This is a genomic window from Kitasatospora sp. NRRL B-11411 (assembly GCF_000721345.1).
Classification (GTDB): Bacteria; Actinomycetota; Actinomycetes; order Streptomycetales; family Streptomycetaceae; genus Kitasatospora; species Kitasatospora cineracea.
This window is the reverse complement of record NZ_JOGH01000092.1, coordinates 1-20771: the sequence shown is the minus strand read 5'-3', so window position 1 is coordinate 20771 and position 20771 is coordinate 1. Positions and strand designations below refer to the sequence as shown.

The window sequence follows — 20771 nt, the reverse complement described above, 5'->3', positions numbered from 1 at the left end:
CCGGGGAGGGGCCCGCCGGGAGCGCTAGGAGAAGGTGGAGAGCAGGGCGTCCGTCAGGTTGGGGACCAGCTCGGGGCCGGTGAGCACCTCGCGGGCGAGGTCCTTCTCGCGCAGGCGCAGCGCGACCTCCTTGGAGCCGTCGCGCAGGACGGCCGCGGTGATCCGGACCTCCTGGCGCTGCGGGTGGGTGGCCACCCAGTCGTTGATCTCCTTCTCGCCGGCGTTCTTCGGCCGGGAGGACTCGGCGCCGGGCGGGAGCATCAGGCGCTCGACGACCAGGGCGCAGCCGACCACGCCGTCCGGCCAGGCGATGGTGCCGAGGAAGCGGTCGAGCTCGGTGCCCGGGGGGATCTCCTCCTGCTCGACCGGGGTGAGGCCGGTCGGGTTGTCGTCCAGGCCGAGCTGCGAGGCGAGCCGCGGGTTGGCCTTGCGCATCTGGGCGTTGTCGACCAGGGCGAACAGGCGGGCCGGGAGGTCCCAGCCGAGGGTCGCGGCGTGCTCGTCGATCTCCAGGGCGGCCCGGGTGAGGGGAGTGGCCGCGGGGAGACCGGAGGCGGCGGCGGTCAGGTCAGGGGAGTCGGACATGGGGTCATCCTCACATGCCCGGGGGTGCCCGCTCCAACTCCGACGCAGCCGCCGGGAACTCAGGTAAAGACGAATTAAGTTGCATGGGGAGACCGCCGTCCGCGACCGGTGCGGCGGTGGCATTCCCGATGACGACGACAGCTGAGGTGGCGCCTTGACCTTCCAGATGCCGGACCGCTCCGGTCCGGGTTTCCGAGCGAGAGTCGGGCCGCCGTCGCGCCGGGCGAAGGTGCTGCTGCTGACGGTGGGCGTCCTGGCGGCGCTGTTCCTGCTGTTCGTGATGTTGGCGGGCCTGTGGACCGACTGGCTGTGGTTCGACTCGGTGCGCTACGGCTCGGTGTTCACCTCCCAACTGGGCGCCAAGGCGGGCCTGTTCGCGGTCTTCGGGCTGCTGATGGCCCTGGTCGTCGGGTTCAACCTGTGGCTGGCGCACCGGCTGCGGCCGCCGCTGGCCGCGATGTCGGTGGAGCAGCAGAGCCTGGACCGCTACCGGACGGGCATCGCGCCGTTCCGCAAGTGGCTGATGGTCGGCCTGTCGCTGCTGGTCGGCCTGGCGGCCGGCGCCGCGGCGGGCGCGCAGTGGCGGACGTGGATGCTGTGGGTCAACGGCACCTCGTTCGGCGTGAAGGACAGCCAGTTCCACCAGGACGTCTCGTACTACGCGTTCGACCTGCCCTGGTACCAGTTCGTGCTGGGCTTCGCGTTCAGCGCGGTGATCGTCTCGCTGCTGGCGGCGACCGCCGTGCACTACCTGTACGGGGGCCTGCGGCTGCAGGGGCCCGGGCGGCGGGCGAGCGCCGGGGCGCAGGGCCACCTGGCCGTGCTGCTGGGCGTGTTCGTGCTGCTGAAGGCGGTGGCGTACTGGCTGGACCGGTACGCGCTGGCGGTGAAGAGCGAGTCGTACAAGAACGTCGACGGCTGGACCGGCCTGCGCTACGTGGACGCCAACGCGTTCCTGCCGGCCAAGACGATCCTGTTCTTCGTGGCGATCATCTGCGCGCTGCTGTTCTTCCTGACCCCGATAAGGCGGACCTGGGCGCCGGCGCTGATCGGCTTCGGGCTGATGGCGCTGTCCGCGCTGCTGGTCGGCGGCCTCTACCCGGCGCTGGTGCAGCAGTTCCAGGTCAAGCCGAACGAGCAGGCCAAGGAGACCGCGTACATCCAGAAGAACATCGACGCGACCAGGCAGGCGTACGGCATCGCGGACGCGGCCGAGCAGCAGTACACGCCGACCGACTCGACCGACGCCGACAAGCTCAAGCAGGACGCGCAGACCGTCTCGGACATCCGGCTGCTGGACCCGAACGTGGTCTCGCCGACGTTCCAGCAGAACCAGGCGCTGCGCAACTACTACGCGTTCCCCAAGACGCTGGACGTGGACCGCTACGGCGACCAGGACACCGTGCTGGGCGTGCGCGAGCTGGACCTGACCGGCGTGCAGCAGCGCAACTTCATCAACGACCACTTCAAGTACACCCACGGGTACGGCGTGGTCGCCGCCAAGGGCAACCAGGTCGACGCCAACGGCAACCCGGTCTACACCGAGCACGCGCTGCCCGCCGAGGGCGACCTGGGCGCGTACGAGCAGCGGGTGTACTACGGCGAGAAGACGACGATGTACTCCGTCGTCGGGCCCGGCATGGACGAGATCGACTACACCCGGGACGGACAGCCGGACCAGACCTCCCAGTACAGCGGCGGCAGCGGCGTCTCGCTGAACAACCCGCTGACCCGGGCCGCGTACGCGGTGAAGTTCGCCGAGCCGCAGCTGCTCTACTCGGGGGCGATCAAGGACGGCGCGAAGATCCTGTACGACCGCACCCCCAAGGAGCGGGTCGAGAAGGTCGCGCCGTGGCTGTCGATCGACGCCGACCCGTACCCGGTGGTGGAGAACGGCCGGCTGGTGTGGGTGCTGGACGGCTACACCACCTCGGACGGGTACCCGTTCTCGTCCAAGACCACCTTCGGCGACGCCACCAAGGACTCGCTGACCGACCAGCGCGGCCGCACCCTGACCGCCGTCAACCAGGTCAACTACATCCGCAACTCGGTGAAGGCCACCGTGGACGCGTACACCGGCGAGGTGACGCTCTACCAGTGGGACGAGGCCGACCCGGTGCTGAAGACCTGGATGAAGGCGTTCCCGGGCACGGTGAAGCCGAAGGCGGACGTCCCGGCCACCCTGCTGCCGCACCTGCGCTACCCGCAGGACCTGTTCAAGGTGCAGCGCGACCTGCTCGGGCAGTACCACATGACCGACGCCACGGCGTTCTTCAACGGCACCGACATCTGGGAGGTGCCGGAGGACCCGACGGTCAACACCCACGAGGTGCAGCCGCCGTACTACCTGACGCTGCGGATGCCGGACGCCAAGGCGGCCAGCTTCTCGCTGACCACCTCCTTCGTGCCCTCGGGCCGCAAGAACCTGGCCGCGTTCATGACCGCGGACGCCGACCCGGGCCCGGGCTACGGCAAGCTGCGGATCCTGCGGATGCCGTCCGGTTCGGGCGCGCTCGGCCCGGCGCTGACCCAGGCGAAGTTCAACTCCGACTCCGAGGTGGCCCGCCAGCTGACACTGCTGCGCAGCGGCACCGACTCCGACGTGGTGTACGGCAACCTGCTGACCCTGCCGGTCGGCGGCGGCATCCTCAACGTGGAGCCGGTGTACCTGGTGGCCCGCGGCGCCAAGGTGCCGGTGCTGAAGAAGGTGCTGGCGGTGTACGGCGACCACAACGTGGCGCTCGAGGACACCCTGGACCAGGCGCTGGCCAAGGTGCTCGGCGGCGCGGCCAACGGGGCCACCACCCCGACCGCCCCGGCCGAGCCGCAGAACCCGGGCACCGGGACGCCGACCACGCCGACCACGCCCACGACGCCGACCGCGCCGGACAGCCCGGAGGTGCAGAAGGCGCTCACCGAGGCGCAGAAGGCCTTCGACGACGGCCAGGCGGCGATGAAGAACGGCGACTGGGCGGCGTACGGCAAGGCCCAGGAGGCGCTGAAGAAGGCCATCGGCGACGCGATGGCCGCCGAGCAGAAGGCCGGCGGCAGCGTTTCGCCCACGGCTTCGCCGACCGCCTCGCCCACCGCCTCGCCCACCGGCTGAGCTGCGGGAACCGGTTTGTTGGTCCACCCCGTGATCGTGATACAGTGGTTTCACCGACGCGGGGTGGAGCAGCTCGGTAGCTCGCTGGGCTCATAACCCAGAGGTCGCAGGTTCAAATCCTGTCCCCGCTACTCAGTAGCGAAAGGCCCGGAGGCATCAGCCTCCGGGCCTTCGTCGTTCCCTTTGCCATTCCTTGGGTGTCCGGTCGATTGACACCCCATGTGGTCCAGTCCAATCTGGGTCATGCCCATGACGGGCGGCCCCCACCGCCCGTCCTGATGCGTTGCAACTCCTTTACCAGCAACGGGAATTGATCACGTTCTGGTTCCGTCTGCCGCTCTCCCCGACCGGGTGTCGGACGGCGTTCCTGCATCCCCACGTGACAGGAGAGAGGCACATCCGCATGCATCGCAACAACCGCAGGGCCTGGGCCGTCACGGCCGCGGCCGCCACGCTGCTCGCCGGAGCGGTCTCGCTGCTGGGAGCCCCCAGCGCGACCGCCGGGCCGGGCAACACGACCGGGGCCCCCGCCACCAGCGGCGGCATGAAGGTCGCGTACTTCGACCAGTGGTCGATCTACCAGAACGCCTACTACCTGAAGAACGTCGACACCAACGGCATGGCCGGGAAGCTCGACTACCTGCTGTACGACTTCGCCAACATCGACCCGACCAACCTGACCTGCTTCGAGGCCAACTCGGCGGCCTCGCAGGACGAGAACAACCCGAACGCCGGCGACGGCGCGGGCGACTACTACGCCGACTACGCCAAGACCTTCGCCAACGGCAACAGCGTCGACAACTCCACCGACACCTGGAACCAGCCGCTGGCCGGCAACTTCCACCAGCTCCAGGAGCTGAAGGCGAAGTACCCGAAGCTCAAGGTGCTGCTGTCGATCGGCGGTTGGACGTACTCCAAGTACTTCTCCGACGCGGCGGCCACCGACGCCTCGCGCAAGAAGCTCGTCTCCTCGTGCGTCGACATGTTCATCAAGGGCAACCTGCCCGCGCAGGGCGGCTACGGCGGCGCCGGCACCGGCAAGGGCATCTTCGACGGCTTCGACATCGACTGGGAGTACCCGGGCGGCGGCGGCCACACCGGCAACCACTCCTCGCCCAACGACAAGCAGAACTTCACCGCGCTGCTCGCCGAGTTCCGCAGCGAGCTCAACACCCAGGGCGCCGCGGACGGCAAGACCTACGCGCTGAGCGCGGCGCTGCCGGCCGGCCAGGACAAGATCCAGAACGTCGAGACCGACAAGATCGGGCAGTACCTGACCTTCGCGGACCCGATGACGTACGACATGCACGGCGGCTGGGAGGCCCAGGGCCCGACCAACCACCAGACGCCGGTCTACCAGAACCCGAACGACCCGATGAACAACGTGCCGCCGGGCAACGCCAAGTACTCGATCGACGAGGCGATCAAGGCGTACACGGTCGGCGACTCCTCGTACGGCATCCCCGGCGGGTTCCCGGCGAACAAGCTCAACATGGGCGTCCCGCTGTACTACCGGGGCTGGACCGGCGTCGCGGCCGGCGCCAACCACGGGCTGTTCCAGCCCGCCAGCGGACCGGCCCAGGGCGCGCCGAACTCCGGCAACGTCAACGGCGTGCGGATGTACAAGGAACTGCTCGGGACGGTGGACAACCCCAGCTACACCTACTGGGACCCGGCCGCGCAGGCGGCGTACTTCTACGACGGCACCAACTTCTGGTCCGGCGAGAACGCCAAGTCCATCCAGGCCAAGATGGACTACGCGCACTGCAACGGCCTCGGCGGATCGTTCGTGTTCTCGCTGTACGACGACCCGAACGCGGCGCTGCTCAACCCGCTGATGAACGCGACCAACGGCTCGGCCGCCTCCTGCCCGGCCCCGCCGACCGGCTCGCCCAGCGCCAGCGCCTCCACCAGCGCGTCGCCGACCGCCAGCACCTCGCCGTCGGCCCCGCCCTCCAGCAGCCCGTCGACCTCGCCGACCGGCCCGACCACCAGCCCGTCCTCCTCGCCGACCTCGCCCAGCGGTGGGATCGTGGCCAACCCCGGCCTGGAGTCCGGCGCGCTCAGCCCGTGGACCTGCGCGGGCAGCGGCGGCGCGGTGGTCAGCGGCGGCCACACCGGCTCGTACGCCCTGCAGGGCAACGCGAGCGCCGGTGACACCGCGCAGTGCCAGCAGACCGTCACGGTCAAGCCGAACACCACCTACACGCTGTCCGCCTGGGTCAAGGGCAACTACACCTACCTGGGCGTCACCGGCTCCGGCGCGGACAGCTCGACCTGGACCCCCGGCGGGAGCGCGTGGACGCAGCTGTCCACCAAGTTCACCACCGGTGCCTCGGTGACCTCGGTCACCGTCTGGGTGCACGGTTGGTACGGACAGGGTGCTTACCAGGCCGACGACTTCAGCGTGAGCTGAGGCCCCGTCAAGAACCCTTCACGGAAGGCCCGGAGGATTTCGTCCTCCGGGCCTTCCCCCTTGCGCGCGCGGAGAGTTGATCGACTCCGGTACGATGCGTGGCCGGGGTTTGTGGGGCTCAGTGTCGGGAAATCGACAAAGAGCCGAAGCGATCTCGCCGGGCTTCGGCCCCGCTCCGCCAAAACGGACGGAGCAGGTGTACGCGGTGTGCGGGTGATGCGACGATGAACCACGAGGGGGACGCGGCACGGCCGCTGACGGGCCGTCCGGTCCGGCGCGCCCCCTGGGGGAGGCGCCCGGGGTCGACGGCCCCGGGCGGATGCCGCGACACTCGGGGGGAGCGGGAGTCGGCATGAAGCTCATCGGCAACAGCGGGACGGGAGAACGACAGGCGGCCGGCACCACCCCGGACACCGGGACCGACGCCGAGACCGGTAGCGGCACCGGCACCCGGGCCGCCGACCGGCCCGCCGGTCCGTCCACCGGCAGCCTGCCCGCCCAGCGCGGCACCGCGGGCGGCATCGACGTGACCGGCTACGGTCCCGAGAGCCTCGTCCACCTGACGGCCGAGCAGGTCGCCGCCGCCTCCGTCCGCGACCTCGTCGACCCCGACGACGACGCCGCCGACAGCTTCGAGACCGCCCTCGCCGCCCGCGAACAGGCCGCCCTCGAAGCCCGCCACCGCGGCTCCGCCGACGCCGGGGACCCGAACGCCGCCAGCCAGCTCGGCGCCCTCCTGCTGCGCCGCGGCGACCTGCGCGACGCCGAACCGTACCTGCGCTCCGCCGCCGCCGCGGGCCTGCGCGCCGCCGCCAACAACCTCGGCGTCCTGCTCCACCAGCAGGGCCACCGCACCGAGGCCGCCCAGTGGTGGCGGCAGGCCGCCGTCGCCGGATCCGCCCCCGCCGCCCACGCCCTCGGCCTGCAACTGCGCGACCAGGGCGAGGAGGAGGCCGCCGAGTACTGGCTGCACTACGCCGCCGAACAGGGCCACCCGCTCGGCGCCTACGCCCTCGGCGACCTGATGGAGCACCGCCGCGACGTCCGCGCCGAACGCTGGTTCAAGGCCGCCGCCGACTCCGGCCACCGCGAGGCCGCCTACCGCCTCGCCCGGATGCGCGAGGCCGCCGGGGACAAGGACACCGCCGAGACCTGGTACCGCACCGCCGCCGCCCGCAGCCACGCCCGCGCCGCGCTGCGCCTCGGCGTCCTGCTCGAAGCCCGCGCCGACCTCGACGAGGCCGCCCGCTGGTACCGGCAGTCCGCCCAGAACGGCGAGGCCCGCGCCGCCTGCGCCCTCGGCTTCCTGCTCCGCGACACCGGCGACCTCGCCGCCGCCGCCGAATGGTGGCAGGAGGCCGCCGAAGCCGGCGACGGCACCGCCGCCAACGCCCTCGGCGCCCTGCACGCCGGCCGCGGCGAGAACACCGTCGCCGAACGCTGGTACCGCGCCGCCCTCGACGCCGGCGACCACAACGGCGCCTTCAACCTCGGCCTGCTCTGCGCCGGCGCCGGCCGCGAGGCCCAGGCCGAGCAGTGGTACCGCCGCGCCGCCTACGCCGGACACCGCGAGGCCTGCAACGCGCTCGCCGTCGTGCTGCTCCAGCGCGGCGACGAGTCCGGCGCCGAACCCTGGTTCTCCAAGGCCGCCGAAGCCGGCTCCGTCGACGGCGCCTTCAACCTCGGCGTCCTGCACGCCGGCCGCGGCGAGACCCGGCAGGCCCAGGAGTGGTACGCCCGCGCCGCCGCCGAGGGCCACGGCGAGGCCGCCCTGCAACTCGCCGTCGCCCAGGAACAGCGCGGCAACTTCACCGGCGCGCTCGAACGCTACCGGCAGGCCGCCGACGGCGGCTCCGCGGAGGGCGCCTTCCGGCTCGCCTCGCTGCTCGACCGCCGCGGCGACGCCGACGCCGAGGCCGAACACTGGTACGCGATCGCCGCCGACGCCGGACACCGCCGCGCCCAGGTCCGGATGGGCGTCCGCGCGGCCGAGCGCGGCGCCCTCCAGATCGCCGAGAGCTGGTACCGCCGCGCCGCCGAGGGCGGCAGCCGCAGCGCCGCCTTCAACCTCGGCCTGCTGCTGGCCCGGCAGGACAGCGAGGCCGAGGCCATGCTCTGGTACACCCGCGCCGCGGACGCCGGCCACGGCCGCGCGGCCCTCCGGCTCGCCCTGCTCGCTCTGCGGCGCGGCGAGGCCGTCCAGGCGGAGAACTGGTGCAAGCGCGCGGCGGAGTACGGCCCGGCCGAGGTCGCGGAACGGGCGGGACGGCTGCTGGGGGCGCTCAACGCGGAGCTCTCGGCGTAGCGCTGCGCTGAGGCGAAACCGGGGGCGCGGGGAACTGCGCGAAGCGGGAGTCGCACGTCAGTGAGATCGCGGGACAGTGCAAGCTCTCGTCCTGGTTCGCGATCTGGCTGTGCGTGCTCGGTTGGCCGCGCAGTTCCCCGCGCCCCTGGCGGTGCGCTTCCTGGCGTTCGCAGCTCTCGGTCAGACGCTGAGCGAGCGCAGCGCCGCCTCGTGGAGGATGCCGTTGGTAGCGACCGCGTCCGCGCCGGTGGGGCCGTCGATGCCGTCGAGGCCGGTGAAGCGGCCGCCGGCCTCCTGGACGATGATGCAGGGGGCGGCCATGTCCCAGAGGGAGAGCTCGGGTTCGGCGGCGATGTCGACGGCGCCCTCGGCGACCATCATGTAGGACCAGAAGTCGCCGAAGGCGCGGGTGCGCCAGCAGATCCGGGTGAGGTCGAGGAAGGCGTCGAGGCGGGCCCGCTCCTCCCAGCCGCTGAGCGAGGAGAAGGAGAGCGAGGCGTCGGCGAGGCGGGAGACCTTGGAGACGTGGATGCGCTGGGACTTGGCGAGGCTGCGGCCGGCGAACGCGCCGAGGCCCTTGGCGGCCCACCAGCGGCGGCCGAGCGCGGGGGCGGAGACGATGCCGACCACCGGGACGTGCTCGCCGTCGGGCTGCTCCTCCAGCAGGGCGACCAGGGTGGCCCAGACCGGGACGCCGCGGACGTAGTTCTTGGTGCCGTCGATCGGGTCGATCACCCAGCGGCGCGGGCCGGAGCCCTGCAGGCCGTACTCCTCGCCGAGCACGGCGTCGCGCGGACGGGCCCGCTGCAGGACGGAGCGGACGAGTTCCTCGGCGGCCTTGTCGGCGTCGCTGACCGGGGTCAGGTCGGGCTTGGTCTCGATCTTCAGGTCGAGCGCCTTGAACCGCTCCATGGTGATCGAGTCGGCCGAGTCGGCGAGGACGTGGGCGAGTCGGAGGTCGTCGTGGTAGTCGGCCATGCACGGAACCCTAGCGGACTCAGTGTCCCGAGCCGCTGAGCTGCAGGCCGATCACGCCCGCGATGACCAGGGAGATGGAGACGAGCTTGAGGGTGGAGGAGGACTCGCCGAGGAAGACCATCCCGTACACCGCGGTGCCGGCCGCGCCGATGCCGGTCCACACCGCGTAGGCGCTGCCGACCGGGAGGGTCTTCAGGGAGAGGGTGAGCAGGCCGAAGGAGCCCAGCGCGAAGAGCGCGAAGCTGATGGTGGGCCAGAGCCTGGTGAAGCCGTGGCTGAGCTTGAGGTTGACCGCGAATCCCGTTTCCAGCAGACCGGCGAGGATCACCATGGCCCATGCCATCGGGTTGACTCCCTGTCAGATAGGGCGGTGTGACCTTCCTATCGTTACCCAGCGCAGCGGCCCCAGCGACTCGTGATCACCGTGAATTCTCAGTCCCCTTCGTGCGCCTCGCGGGTGGCCAGCAGCCGGCGCAGCGAGTACAGCCGGGCCGGGTCGGCGTGGCCGTCGGCGACCCAGGCGTCCAGCGCGCAGTCCGGTTCGTCGTGCGAGCAGGCGCGCGGGCAGTCGGCGGTGCCGGGCTCCAGGTCGGGGAAGGCGTGGATGACCCGGGACGGGTCGATGTGGGACAGGCCGAAGGAGCGGAAGCCGGGGGTGTCGATCACCCAGCCCGGGTCCAGCGCCTTCTTCGAGCCCGGCTTGGCGCCGGGCGGCGGGGGCAGCCGCAGGGCCAGCGCCGAGACGGTGGTGTGCCGGCCCCGGCCGGTGACGGAGTTGACCCGGCCGGTGGTCCGCTGCCGCTCCGGGACGAGCGCGTTGACCAGGGTGGTCTTGCCGACGCCGGAGTGCCCGATGAACACCGTGGTCCGCCCGCGCAGGTGCTCGCGGACGGCCTCCGCCCCGGCGCTCTCCAACTCGTCGGCCCGGGTCACCACGTAGCGGATGCCCAGCGGTGCGTACGACTCCAGCAGTTCGTCGGCGGAGGCCAGGTCGGCCTTGGTGAGCACCAGCAGCGGCTCCATCCCGGCGTCGAACGCGGCCACCAGGCAGCGGTCGATCAGCCGGGGGCGGGGCTCGGGGTTGGCCAGCGCGGTGACGATGGCCATCTGCTCGGCGTTGGCGACCACGATCCGCTCGTACGGGTCGTCGTCGTCCGCGGTGCGGCGCAGCACCGAGCTGCGCTCCTCGACCCGGACGATCCGGGCCAGCGTGTCCGGCTCGCCGGACAGGTCGCCGACCACGCTGACGGTGTCGCCGACGACGACGCCCTTGCGGCCCAGCTCGCGGGCCTTCATGGCGACGACCTGGCGCTCGTCCTTCGTGCCGCTGTCGACCAGGCAGGTCATCCGGCCCCGGTCCACGGTGAGGATCATCGCCTCGGCGGCGTCCTCGTGCTTGGGCCGGATCCGGGTGCGGGGGCGGGAGCCCCGGCGGCCCGGGCGGCTGCGGATGTCGTCCTCGTCGGCGTTCTTGTCGTAGCGGCGCATGCTGGTGATCCCCCGTCAGCCCTGGCCGAGGAGGTCGGCCCACATCTGCGGGAAGTCCGGCAGGGTCTTGGCGGTGGTCGCCACGTCCTCCACCAGCACGCCCTCCACGGCCAGGCCCAGGACGGCGGCGGCGGTGGCCAGCCGGTGGTCCTCGTAGGTGTGGAAGACGCCGCCGTGCAGCGGGCGGGGCCGGATCCGCAGCCCGTCCTCCGTCTCGGTGACGTCGCCGCCCAGGGAGTTGATCTCCTTGGCCAGCGCGGCCAACCGGTCGGTCTCGTGCAGCCGCAGGTGCGCGATGCCGTACAGGTGCGACTCGGAGTCGGCCAGCGCCGCCACCGCGGCGATCACCGGGGTCAGCTCGCCGACGTCGTGCAGGTCCGCCTCGATGCCGTGGATCTTGCCGGTGCCGGTGAACTGCAGCCCGTCGTCCACGAATGCGCAGGAGCCGCCCATCGCGGTGTAGATCTCGCGCAGCTGGTCGCCCGGCTGGTACGTGTGCTTCGGCCAGTCCCGGACGGTCACCCGGCCGCCGGTGGCCAGCGCCGCCGCGAAGAACGGGGCCGCGTTCGACAGGTCCGGCTCGACCACCAGGTCGCGGCCGATCAGCGCGCCCGGGGTGACCCGCCAGACGTCCTTCTCACCGCCGTCCTCCGGCGCGTCCACCTGGCCGCCCGCCTTGCGGACCATGTCGACGGTCATCCGGATGTGCGGCAGCGAGGGCACCGGCCCGCCGGTGTTGCGGATCTCCACGCCGTGGTTGAAGCGTGCCCCGGACAGCAGCAGCGCCGAGACGAACTGCGAGGAGGACGAGGCGTCCACCTCCACCGCGCCGCCGTCCAGCGCGCCGGTGCCGTGCACGGTCAGAGGGAAGCCGCCGCGGCCGCCGTCCTCGATCCGGGCGCCCAGCGCGCGCAGCGCGTCGATCACGCCGTGCTGCGGGCGCTCGTGGCTGCGCGGGTCGCCGTCGAAGTGCACCGGGCCGTCGGCCAGGGTGGCCAGCGGCGGCAGGAAGCGCATCACCGTCCCGGCGTTGCCCACGTCCACGTGCGCCGGGCCGCGCAGCCGCTCGGCCGGGATGACCCGCCACGCCTCGCCGCCGCCGGTGCCGCCGGACGCCGCGTTCACCGTCTCCTCGACCGTCACGCCCAGCGCCCGCAGGCCGTCAGCCATCAGCTGCGAGTCGCGGCTGCGCAGCGGGCGGCGCACCCAGCCCGGGCCGTCGGCGAGGGCGGCCAGCACCAGCGCGCGGTTGGTCGCGGACTTCGAGCCGGGGATCGTCACGGTCGCGTCCACGGCGGCGGTGGCGACGGGAGCGGGCCACAGGGAGTCGGTCATGGCGTCAAGTCTATGAGGCGCCGCGCCGCTACCGGGGCAGCAGCCAGGCCGCCCCGAGCCCCAAGCAGGCCAGCGCCACCGCCAGGAACGCCACCACCCACAGCGCCCCCGGCACCCCCGTCAGCCGCGCCAACTGGTCGGCGTCCGAGCCGGGCGCGCCGCCGCGCCGCCGCCGGGTCACCCACAGCTCCAGCATCGGGCGCACCCCCGCCAGCAGCAGGAACCACACCCCCAGGTAGGCGAACGCCCCCTGCCATTCGGCCGTCCCGTACCAGGACACCGCGACGAACGCCCCGCCCGTCACCAGCACCGCCAGCACCCCGAACAGGTTGCGCAGCGTCAGCAGCATCGCCGCCAGCAGCGCGATGCCGATCCACAGCAGCGCGGTGGTCCGGCCCGCGGCCAGCAGCGCCGCCCCGCCCAGGCCCAGCAGCGAGGGCGCCGGGTAGCCCGCCGCCGCGGTCAGCACCATGCCCGGGCCGGTCGGCTTCCCGGAGGAGACCGTCAGCCCCGAGGTGTCCGAGTGCAGCCGGATGCCCGACAGCCGCCGCCGGGTCAGCAGAGCGGTGAGCCCGTGCCCGCCCTCGTGCGCGATCGTCACCACGGTGCGGGTCCACATCCACACCGGGCGCACCGCCACCGCCAGCAGCGCCACCGCCGCGGTGCCCCACACCAGCCAGTGCGGAGGGTCCGGCTGCACGGCCGTCACCCGGTCCCACAGTTGTGCGAAGTCCATCCGCCGACCTCCGATCACCGTCGTCTCCCCAGCCCGGGGCGGGCAGCCTCCCACGGAAGGACGGGCCGCCGGTAGCCGCTGGTTCTGCCCCCTCCCGCTCTGGCAAGCTGGACGCCATGTGCGGACGCTTCGCCTCCTCCACCGAACCCGCCGAACTGGTCCGCCTGTTCGGCGTCGAGCAGTGGGACCCGACCGAGACGATCGCCCCCAGCTGGAACGTCGCCCCCACCGCGCGGACCTACGCCGTCCTCGACCGCGCCCCGCGCGGACAGCGCCGCCCCGTGCGCCAACTGCACACCCTGCGCTGGGGCCTGGTGCCCGGCTGGGCGAGCAGCCCCGAGACCGCGGTCAAGATGATCAACGCCCGGGCGGAGACCGTCCACGAGAAGCCCGCCTACCGGCAGGCGTACGCCTCCCGGCGCTGCCTGATACCCGTCGACGGCTACTACGAGTGGCAGACCGCCCCCACCGACGACGTCTCCCGCCCGCCCCGCCGCCCCTACTTCGTGCACCGCGCCGACGGCGCGCCGCTCGCCCTCGCCGGGCTGTACGAGTTCTGGCGCGACCGCGAGCGCCCCGGCGGCCACCCCGACGCCTGGCTGGTCACCTGCACCATCGTCACCACCGCCGCCGAACCGCTGCTCGCCCCCGTCCACGAGCGGATGCCGCTCTACCTCGGACCCGACCGCTGGGACGCCTGGCTCGACCCGCACGCCGAGACCGCCGACCTCACCCCGCCCCCGCCCGGCGACCTGCGCATCCACGCCGTCCCCGACGAGGTCGGCCGGATCCGCAACAACCACCCCGGCCTGACCCGCCCGCTCACCGAGGACGACCTCACCACGCTGTTCTGAGCCCGCCCGGCCGCCGCGGCGGGGGAGCCGGGCCCGGGTACGCTCGGCGCCGTGCAGCAGATCGTCGAGACCCCGGCCGGGGACGCCCGGCTCCACTGGTTCCGGGCTGCCGGGGCGCGGGCCGTCCTGCTCCTGGGGCACGGGGCGGGCGGCGGCGTCGAGACGCCCGACCTGCAGGCGCTGGCCGCCGCGCTGCCGCGGCGCGGCGTCACCGTGGTGCTCGCCGAGCAGCCCTGGCGGGTGGCCGGGCGCAAGCTCGCCCCGGCCCCGGCCGCCCTCGACGCCGGCTGGCCCGCGCAGTTCGCCGCCGCGGCCGGGGAAGGGCTGCCGGTGTACGCGGGCGGCCGCAGCGCCGGCGCCCGGGTCGCCTGCCGCACCTCCGCCGCCCTCGGCGCCGCGGGCGTCCTCGCGCTGGCCTTCCCGCTGCACCCGCCCGGCAGGCCGGAGAAGAGCCGGGCGGACGAGCTGCTCGCCACCGGCCTGCCCACGCTGGTCGTCCAAGGCGGCGCGGACACCTTCGGCACCCCCGGCGAGTTCCCGGAACTGCCCGCCACCCACCGCCTGGCCGGGGTCCCGCACGCCGCGCACGGCTTCAAGGTCCCGAAGAAGGCCCCGCTGACCCAGGACGAGGCGCTGGACCTGGTCACCGCGGCGGTCACCGACTGGCTCCGCTGAGCCCGCGGCGGCAAGGCCGCGGTGGCGGACGTGAGTTGCGCCTCGGTGCCCGGGGCCGGGAATGCGGCGGCGGCCGACGGGGTTGCACGAGTCGTCAGAACATGCCCCCGGTGGAAAGGCAGGGTCCATGGGTTCGATCGCGTGCCGCGAGCGGCCGGAAGAGCGGGCCGCGCAGTCCGCGCTCCTGCCGGACTGGTCGGAGTGGGTTGTCGCGGGCGAGAAGCCGGTCAGCCCGATATCCTCGCTTGCGGGTCGGCCCGAGGTGGGCCGTGTGCGGGTTTCCGAGGAGGTGGGTCCGGTCGTCGGGACCGATGACGCGGCCGTGTCGGGCGCTGCTGGCGCCGACCAGGGCCGACCGGAGGGCGAACAGCTCACCGGCGACGAACTGGCCGAGGCGATCGGCGAGGACACCTTCCGGGTGTCCGAGAACGAGAGCGAGCAGGCCAGGCGCGCACGCTTCGAGCGCGACGCGCTCGGCTACCTGGACCCGATGTACTCGGCGGCGCTGCGGATGACCCGCAACCCGGCCGACGCGGAGGACCTGCTCCAGGAGGCGTTCGCCAAGGCGTACGCGTCGTTCCACCAGTTCCGCGAGGGCACCAACCTCAAGGCCTGGCTGTACCGCATCCTCACCAACACCTTCATCAACTCGTACCGCAAGAAGCAGCGCGAACCCCAGCGCACCGCGGCCGAGGAGATCGAGGACTGGCAGCTGGCGCGCGCCGAGTCGCACATGTCGACCGGGCTGCGCTCGGCCGAGACGCAGGCGCTCGACCACCTGCCGGACAGCGACGTGAAGGACGCGCTCCAGGCCATCCCGGAGGAATTCCGGATCGCGGTGTACCTCGCGGACGTCGAGGGCTTTGCGTACAAGGAGATCGCGGACATCATGGGTACACCCATCGGTACGGTGATGTCCCGACTGCACCGTGGCCGCCGTCAGTTGCGCGGCATGCTGGAGGACTACGCCCGCGAGCGGGGGCTGGTCCCGGCCGGTACCGGTGCAGGGCAGGAAGCGAAGGGCGCGGGCTCATGAGCTGCGGCGATCCGCACGAGACCGAGTGCGGAGAGGTGCTCGACCACCTCTACGAATTCCTCGACAACGAGATGCCCGAGGGCGACTGCGCCAAGCTGCGGGTGCACTTCGACGAGTGCTCGCCGTGCTTGGAGAAGTACGGCCTGGAACAGGCGATCAAGGCGCTGATCAAGCGCTCCTGCGGGTGCGACGCGCCCCCGACCGACCTGCGGGCCAAGGTGCTGGCCCGGATCGACTCGATCCGCACCCAGCGCTCGGGAGAGGTGGACACCTCGGTGATCGAGGTGTCCGCGGTGAGCGTCGAGGTGACGGTCGACGGGACGGCCGGACACGGCTCCGCGGTGGCGACCGCCGAGTAGCACTCACTCGATCGGGTGAGCTGTCGCTGCTCCGGCTGCGGCAATACGCGATCGTGCGCCGCACCCGCGCGGGCGGGCCCTATTCTCTGACGAGTCCTCACGTCGGAGGGCCCGGAACGGGCTGGGGAGGCCGAGATCGCCAGCGGAAGCGAACGCGAGCGGAGCGCCGCCGCCCTGCCGGGGCGGGCCGTGGGCTACCTGGCCGCCGTCCTGGCGGCCGCGTTCGCGGTGCTGCTGCCGCTGGCCGCGGCCGGCCCCCGGCCCGACTGGCCCCGGATCGGCCTGCTGGCCCTGCTGCACATGTGCCTGGAGTCGCTGGCGCAGGGCGCCCGCACCCCGTGCGCCCGGGTCTGGCGCCGGCTGCGCGGCCGCCCCGCCGACGAGGCCCCGGCCGACCCTCGGGGCAGCGGCTTCTTCCCGGTGCTGTTCGCGGGCGTGCTGATGCTGCCGCCCGCCGCGGCCGCCCTGGTCGCCCTGCCCGGGGCGCTGCTCGGCCCGGCCGTCCACCCGCGCGGGCTGCGCCGGGTGTGGAACGCCGCCCAACTGGCCCTGGCCGCAGCCGCCGCCGCCGAGGTGTTCCGGCTGCTCGGCGGGGTCCGGCTGCTGCTCGGCACCCGCTTCCCCGGCGCCGCGCTGGGCGCGCTGGCCGCGATCCTGACGTTCTGCCTGGTCAACGGCGTGCTGGTGGCCGGCATGGTCCGGCTGACCTGCGGCGCCGCCGGGCCCGGCGCGGCCCGGGCGCTGCGCCGGGCCGCGCCCGCCGCGCTGCTGCACGGCGCGGGCGGCCTGATGATCGCGGTGCTGTGGCAGGGCCCGTACGGGGCGTTCGCCGCCGTGCTCGGGCTGCTGCCGCTGACCATCACCGCCTGGCTGTCCGCGCAGGGCCACCGCGAGCGGACCGCGCACCGGGCCACCGTGCAGGCCCTGGTGCAGGCCGTGGAGATCAAGGACGCCTACACCCGCGGCCACAGCGAACGGGTCGGCCGGGCCTCGGTGCTGATCGCCCGCCAGCTCGGCCTGGCCGAGGACCGGATCCGCACCCTGCACTTCGCAGGGACGCTGCACGACGTCGGCAAGCTCGCCGTCGCCACCGAACTGCTGCGCCGCAACGGGCCGCTGACCGACGCCGAGCGGCGCGCCGTCGAGGTGCACCCGGTGTTCGGGCACGAGCTGGTGCGGCAGCTGGACTTCCTCGGCGAGGGCCGCGACGGCATCCTGCACCACCACGAGCGGATGGACGGCCGCGGCTACCCGCACGGGCTGACCGGGGAGCGGATCCCCGAGTTCGCCCGGATCATCTCGGTCGCCGACGCCTTCGACTCGATGACCTCCACCCGCTCCTACCGGCGCGGCCGCCCCGTCCCCGAGGCGGTCGCCGAACTGGAGCGGTGCGCCGGCAGCCAGTTCGACCCGGTGATGGTCGGCGCGCTGGTCGAGGCCGTCGCCGAGCACGGCTGGCAGCCCGAACCGCCGCCGCCCGGCGGCTGGGACGGCGAGGTGCCGGACATCCCGCTCGGCGTGCCCGAGCCGGCCCGGCTGCCCCAGCAGTCCGGCACCGGCCTGCCGGCCGGGGGAGCGGCGTGAACACCCGCCGCCGCCCGGCCCCGGCCGACCTGCTGCTCGCCGCGGCCGTCACGCTCGGGGCCGCCGCCGTCCTGCACGCGCTGGCCGACGGCGTCGCCCAGCGCGGCGTCGCCCTGGCCTTCGCCGGGCTGATCGGTCTCGGCCAGTGTGCCGGGCCCGCGCTGCCCGGCGACCGCGAACCCGCGCCCGTCGCCACCGCCGTCGCCCTCGCGTACGCGCTGCTCGGGCCGCTGCACGGGCTGCCCACCACGCACGGGATGCTGCAGGTCGCGGGCGTCACCGCGGTCGGCACCCTGCTCGGGCTGGGCGCCCAGCTCGCCGGGCAGTGGGCGCTGGCCGCCGTCCGGCACCGGCCGCGCGCCCCGCTGGCCGGCCTGGACGCCGCTGCCCGCCGACTGGTCACCGTCGCGTTCGCCGCCCTGCTGTTCCAGCCGCTGTACAACTCCGGCGTCACCGACCGGATGCCCGGACCCGCCTACGGGGCGCTGCTCGCCGGGGTCGCCGCGCTGACCGCGCTCGGCGACGCGGTGCTGGCCGCCGCCCAGCAGTGCGCCCGCACCGGGCTGCGGTACGCCGCCGCGCTGGACGACCAGCTGCACGCGCTGCTCGGCATCGGCTCCGCGCAGGTCGCCACCGGACTGCTGCTGAGCCTGCTCGCCGGGGAGGCCGGGCTGTGGGCGCTGCCGGTGTTCTGCCTGCCGCTGATCCTCGCCCAGGCGTCGTTCCGGCGGGCCGTCGCGGTGCGGGCCACCACCGGGCAGACCATCGAGACGCTGGCCCGGGCCACCGAGATCGCCGGGTACACCACCCCCGGGCACGCCCGCCGGGTCGCCGACACGGCGTGCGCGCTGGGGCGCGAACTCGGCCTCGGCAGCCGGGAACTGACGCTGCTCGAGTACGCCGCGCTGATGCACGACATCGGGCAGCTGTCGCTGGTCGAGCCCGTCCCGGGCGGGGCCACCGCGCTGCTGCCGGACGGCGAGCAGCAGCGGATCGCCCGGCTCGGCAGCGAGGTGATCCAGCGCACCGGGGTGCCCCGGCAGGTGTGGCAGCAGGTCGCCAGGCTGGCCGACCCGTGCCGCCTCGCCGACGGCCGGCACGACCCCACCCTGCCGCTGGCCTCCCGGATCATCCGGGTCGCCAACGCCCACGACGACCTGCGCACCGCCGCCGCCGACCGTCCCCGGGCCGGGCTGCTCGACCCGCTGGAGCACCTGCGCCTGGACGCCGGGCACGGCTACGACCCGGTGGTGCTGGACGCGCTGGCCCGGCTCGGCCGCCGCGGCCACCGCGCCGCCCGCGGCCCGGACCGCCGCTGCCGCCCGGCGGCCTGAATGGCCGCGCGGGGCGCGCGGCCGGGGGCGGGCGTGGTTGGATGCGGTCGTGGCGGGAAGACCCGGAGGCGGGGCGACCCGGTGACGACCGACGGCAAGGGACCAACGTGAGGATCTTCCACCGCGCACGGCACCGTCCGTCGGCGACCTGGCGGCAGACCACCGACCGTGCGTTCACCCTGATCGGAGACGGCCGCTACGAGGACGCCGGGGCGTTGCTGGTGATGGCCGCCGACCTGGAACCGTGGCTGTCCGACTCCTGGTTCAACCTGGCCCTGCTGCACAAGTTCCGCCGCGACTGGGAGCAGGCCCGCTCGGCCGGCCTGCGCGCCGTCGCGCTGCTCGACCGCCAGCACGGCGCCCCGGACTGGTGGAACCTCGGCATCACCGCCACCGCCCTGCAGGACTGGCCGCTGGCCCGCCGCGCCTGGCAGGCGTACGGGCTGCGGCTGCCCGGCGGGCCCGGGCTGGACGGGCCGATCGAGCTGGACCTGGGCACCACCCCGGTGCGGCTGTCCCCGGACGGCGAGTCCGAGGTGGTGTGGGGGCGGCGGCTCGACCCGGCCCGGATCGAGGTGCTGTCCATCCCGCTGCCGTCCTCCGGCCGCCGCTGGGGCGAGGTGGTGCTGCACGACGGCGCCCCGCACGGCGAGCGGGTCGCCGACGGCGTCGCCTACCCGGTCTTCGACGAGATCGAGCTGTGGGCGCCCTCGCCCGTGCCGACCTGGGTGGTGCTGCTGCAGGCCGCCACCGCCGCCGACCGGGACGCGCTGGAGAAGACGGTGGCCGACGCCGGGTACGCCGCCGAGGACTGGACGTCCTCGGTGCGGCTGCTGTGCCGCACCTGCTCGGAGTCCCGGATGGCCATCGACGACGGCCACACCGCGCACCACGACCCGCACGACGACGGCGACCCGCTGCACCCCGGCCACCTCAGCCACCTCAGCCAGGGCGCGGCCGGCGGCCCCTGGCAGGTCGAGCGCGAGTGCGGGATCGCCGCGCCGGCCGGCCTGGTCCGGGCCCTGCTGGAGCGCTGGGCCGCGGCCTCCCCGGCCACCCGCGCCTACCGGGACCTCGAAGAGGTCTGCTGACCCGGGGCCGCCCGCGGCCGGACCGCGCCCCGTACCCTGGACCGGTACACCAGGCGGATGCGGACGAAAGCGGAACCGAGCGATGGCCGAGCAGCACGACCACGAGCACGACCACGACCACGAGGACGGCGAGCCCCAGCGGGTGGTCGGCGAGGAGCCGGACCTGTCCAAGGGCACCGCGCGTCCGATCACCGTGGTCGGCAACCCGGTGCTGCACCGCGAGGTGAAGACCGTCACCGCGTTCGACGGCGAGCTGTCCGCGCTGATCGACGACATGTTCCAGTCGATGTACGCGGCGGAGGGCGTCGGCCTGGCCGCCAACCAGATCGGCGTCGACCTGAAGGTCTTCGTCTACGACTGCCCCGACGACGAGGGCGTCCGGCACATCGGGCACGTGGTCAACCCGGTGCTGGAGGAGCTGCCGGCCGGCCGCCGGGCGCTGGACGACGGCCAGGAGGGCTGCCTGTCCGTCCCCACCGCCTACCAGGAGCTGGCCCGCCCCGACTACGCGGCCGTCACCGGCCAGGACAAGGACGGCAACCCCGTCCGGGTCGAGGGCACCGGCTTCTTCGCCCGCTGCCTGCAGCACGAGACCGACCACCTGTACGGGTACCTGTACATCGACCGGCTCTCCAAGCGGGACCGCAAGGACGCACTGCGGCAGATGGCCGACGGCACCCCCAAGTACGCCACCGTCCCCAACGACTGACAGTACGGCGGAGGGCCGCACCCCCGCGGGGGTGCGGCCCTCCGTGCTGTCCTGCGTGCTGTTCTCCGGGCCGGCGGCGGCCTAGATGGTTGATGCGAAGGGTTAGTGGTCGTAGGCGGTCAGGGAGCGCATGACGGACTGGCCGGTGTGGTCGTTGTGCCAGATCGCGCTGGTCAGGGC

General features: G+C 73.6%; 17 protein-coding genes and 1 tRNA gene. 12 read left to right on the top strand and 6 right to left on the bottom strand.

The genetic code is table 11. From position 1 onward, the window contains the following. Positions 1–24: 24 nt before the first annotated feature. Positions 25–585, bottom strand: coding sequence for a PPA1309 family protein (locus tag IH44_RS0129590; RefSeq protein WP_030462828.1), 561 nt, complete (start codon positions 583–585; stop codon positions 25–27). Between the two features lie 166 nt (positions 586–751). On the opposite strand from IH44_RS0129590, the gene IH44_RS0129585 reads away from it, so the two are divergent. From IH44_RS0129585 to IH44_RS0129570, 4 genes are all read left to right on the top strand, one after another. Further along, a complete protein-coding gene (locus IH44_RS0129585) occupies positions 752–3691 on the top strand; it encodes a UPF0182 family protein (protein WP_063759706.1) in 2940 nt (979 codons plus the stop codon). A 57-nt stretch (positions 3692–3748) separates the two neighbouring features. After that, a tRNA-Met gene (locus IH44_RS0129580) sits at positions 3749–3822 on the top strand. A gap of 272 nt (positions 3823–4094) precedes the next feature. After that, a complete protein-coding gene (locus IH44_RS0129575; protein WP_051817495.1) occupies positions 4095–6107 on the top strand; it encodes a glycosyl hydrolase family 18 protein in 2013 nt (670 codons plus the stop codon). Positions 6108–6459: 352 nt separating this feature from the next. Next, positions 6460–8412 carry a tetratricopeptide repeat protein gene (locus IH44_RS0129570; protein ID WP_030462825.1) on the top strand — a complete coding sequence of 651 codons (1953 nt, stop codon included), beginning with the start codon at positions 6460–6462 and terminating at the stop codon, positions 8410–8412. A gap of 180 nt (positions 8413–8592) precedes the next feature. Here IH44_RS0129570 and hisN read toward each other — a convergent pair whose 3' ends face one another. The 5 genes from hisN to IH44_RS0129545 form a co-directional block, all read right to left on the bottom strand. Further along, positions 8593–9390, bottom strand: coding sequence for a histidinol-phosphatase (gene hisN, locus IH44_RS0129565; RefSeq protein WP_030462824.1), 798 nt, complete (start codon positions 9388–9390; stop codon positions 8593–8595). Between the two features lie 19 nt (positions 9391–9409). Then, positions 9410–9733 (bottom strand): multidrug efflux SMR transporter, encoded by a 324-nt coding sequence (locus tag IH44_RS0129560; protein WP_030462823.1) that lies wholly within the window; start codon positions 9731–9733, stop codon positions 9410–9412. A gap of 89 nt (positions 9734–9822) precedes the next feature. Beyond that, positions 9823–10878, bottom strand: a complete 1056-nt coding sequence (rsgA, locus tag IH44_RS0129555; RefSeq protein WP_030462822.1) for a ribosome small subunit-dependent GTPase A — start codon at positions 10876–10878, stop codon at positions 9823–9825. Between the two features lie 15 nt (positions 10879–10893). Further along, positions 10894–12213, bottom strand: coding sequence for a 3-phosphoshikimate 1-carboxyvinyltransferase (gene aroA, locus IH44_RS0129550; protein ID WP_030462821.1), 1320 nt, complete (start codon positions 12211–12213; stop codon positions 10894–10896). Positions 12214–12241: 28 nt separating this feature from the next. Next, positions 12242–12949, bottom strand: coding sequence for a M50 family metallopeptidase (locus tag IH44_RS0129545; RefSeq protein ID WP_030462820.1), 708 nt, complete (start codon positions 12947–12949; stop codon positions 12242–12244). 116 nt (positions 12950–13065) lie between these two features. Between IH44_RS0129545 and IH44_RS0129540 the strand changes: the two genes are divergently transcribed. From IH44_RS0129540 to def, 8 genes are all read left to right on the top strand, one after another. Next, complete coding sequence (locus tag IH44_RS0129540) at positions 13066–13803, top strand: SOS response-associated peptidase (RefSeq protein ID WP_030462819.1); 738 nt, start codon at positions 13066–13068, stop codon at positions 13801–13803. A 51-nt stretch (positions 13804–13854) separates the two neighbouring features. Further along, entirely contained in the window at positions 13855–14478 is a 624-nt protein-coding gene (locus IH44_RS0129535; RefSeq protein ID WP_030462818.1) for an alpha/beta family hydrolase, read from the top strand. 322 nt (positions 14479–14800) lie between these two features. Continuing rightward, positions 14801–15514, top strand: a complete 714-nt coding sequence (locus IH44_RS0129530) for a sigma-70 family RNA polymerase sigma factor (RefSeq protein WP_081967205.1) — start codon at positions 14801–14803, stop codon at positions 15512–15514. Next, positions 15511–15873: a mycothiol system anti-sigma-R factor gene (rsrA, locus tag IH44_RS0129525; protein ID WP_030462816.1), complete on the top strand. Its 363-nt coding sequence runs from the start codon at positions 15511–15513 to the stop codon at positions 15871–15873. The genes IH44_RS0129530 and rsrA overlap by 4 nt, the downstream gene beginning before the upstream one ends. A gap of 189 nt (positions 15874–16062) precedes the next feature. Then, positions 16063–17457 (top strand): HD-GYP domain-containing protein, encoded by a 1395-nt coding sequence (locus IH44_RS0129520; RefSeq protein ID WP_030462815.1) that lies wholly within the window; start codon positions 16063–16065, stop codon positions 17455–17457. Continuing rightward, positions 17454–18791, top strand: a complete 1338-nt coding sequence (locus IH44_RS0129515; RefSeq protein WP_051817493.1) for an HD-GYP domain-containing protein — start codon at positions 17454–17456, stop codon at positions 18789–18791. Before IH44_RS0129520 ends, IH44_RS0129515 begins: the two co-directional genes overlap by 4 nt. 107 nt (positions 18792–18898) lie before the next feature. Continuing rightward, positions 18899–19882, top strand: coding sequence for a hypothetical protein (locus IH44_RS0129510; RefSeq protein ID WP_030462813.1), 984 nt, complete (start codon positions 18899–18901; stop codon positions 19880–19882). Between the two features lie 82 nt (positions 19883–19964). Then, a complete protein-coding gene (gene def / locus IH44_RS0129505; protein ID WP_030462812.1) occupies positions 19965–20591 on the top strand; it encodes a peptide deformylase in 627 nt (208 codons plus the stop codon). Positions 20592–20771 lie beyond the last annotated feature (180 nt).

What these genes read in the sequence shown, in the direction of transcription:
- IH44_RS0129590 (WP_030462828.1), bottom strand. Translation starts at nt 585, where the DNA reads ATGTCCGACTCCCCTGACCTGACCGCCGCCGCCTCCGGTCTCCCCGCG.
- IH44_RS0129585 (WP_063759706.1), top strand. Translation starts at nt 752, where the DNA reads ATGCCGGACCGCTCCGGTCCGGGTTTCCGAGCGAGAGTCGGGCCGCCG.
- IH44_RS0129575 (WP_051817495.1), top strand. Translation starts at nt 4,095, where the DNA reads ATGCATCGCAACAACCGCAGGGCCTGGGCCGTCACGGCCGCGGCCGCC.
- IH44_RS0129570 (WP_030462825.1), top strand. Translation starts at nt 6,460, where the DNA reads ATGAAGCTCATCGGCAACAGCGGGACGGGAGAACGACAGGCGGCCGGC.
- hisN (WP_030462824.1), bottom strand. Translation starts at nt 9,390, where the DNA reads ATGGCCGACTACCACGACGACCTCCGACTCGCCCACGTCCTCGCCGAC.
- IH44_RS0129560 (WP_030462823.1), bottom strand. Translation starts at nt 9,733, where the DNA reads ATGGCATGGGCCATGGTGATCCTCGCCGGTCTGCTGGAAACGGGATTC.
- rsgA (WP_030462822.1), bottom strand. Translation starts at nt 10,878, where the DNA reads ATGCGCCGCTACGACAAGAACGCCGACGAGGACGACATCCGCAGCCGC.
- aroA (WP_030462821.1), bottom strand. Translation starts at nt 12,213, where the DNA reads ATGACCGACTCCCTGTGGCCCGCTCCCGTCGCCACCGCCGCCGTGGAC.
- IH44_RS0129545 (WP_030462820.1), bottom strand. Translation starts at nt 12,949, where the DNA reads ATGGACTTCGCACAACTGTGGGACCGGGTGACGGCCGTGCAGCCGGAC.
- IH44_RS0129540 (WP_030462819.1), top strand. Translation starts at nt 13,066, where the DNA reads ATGTGCGGACGCTTCGCCTCCTCCACCGAACCCGCCGAACTGGTCCGC.
- rsrA (WP_030462816.1), top strand. Translation starts at nt 15,511, where the DNA reads ATGAGCTGCGGCGATCCGCACGAGACCGAGTGCGGAGAGGTGCTCGAC.
- def (WP_030462812.1), top strand. Translation starts at nt 19,965, where the DNA reads ATGGCCGAGCAGCACGACCACGAGCACGACCACGACCACGAGGACGGC.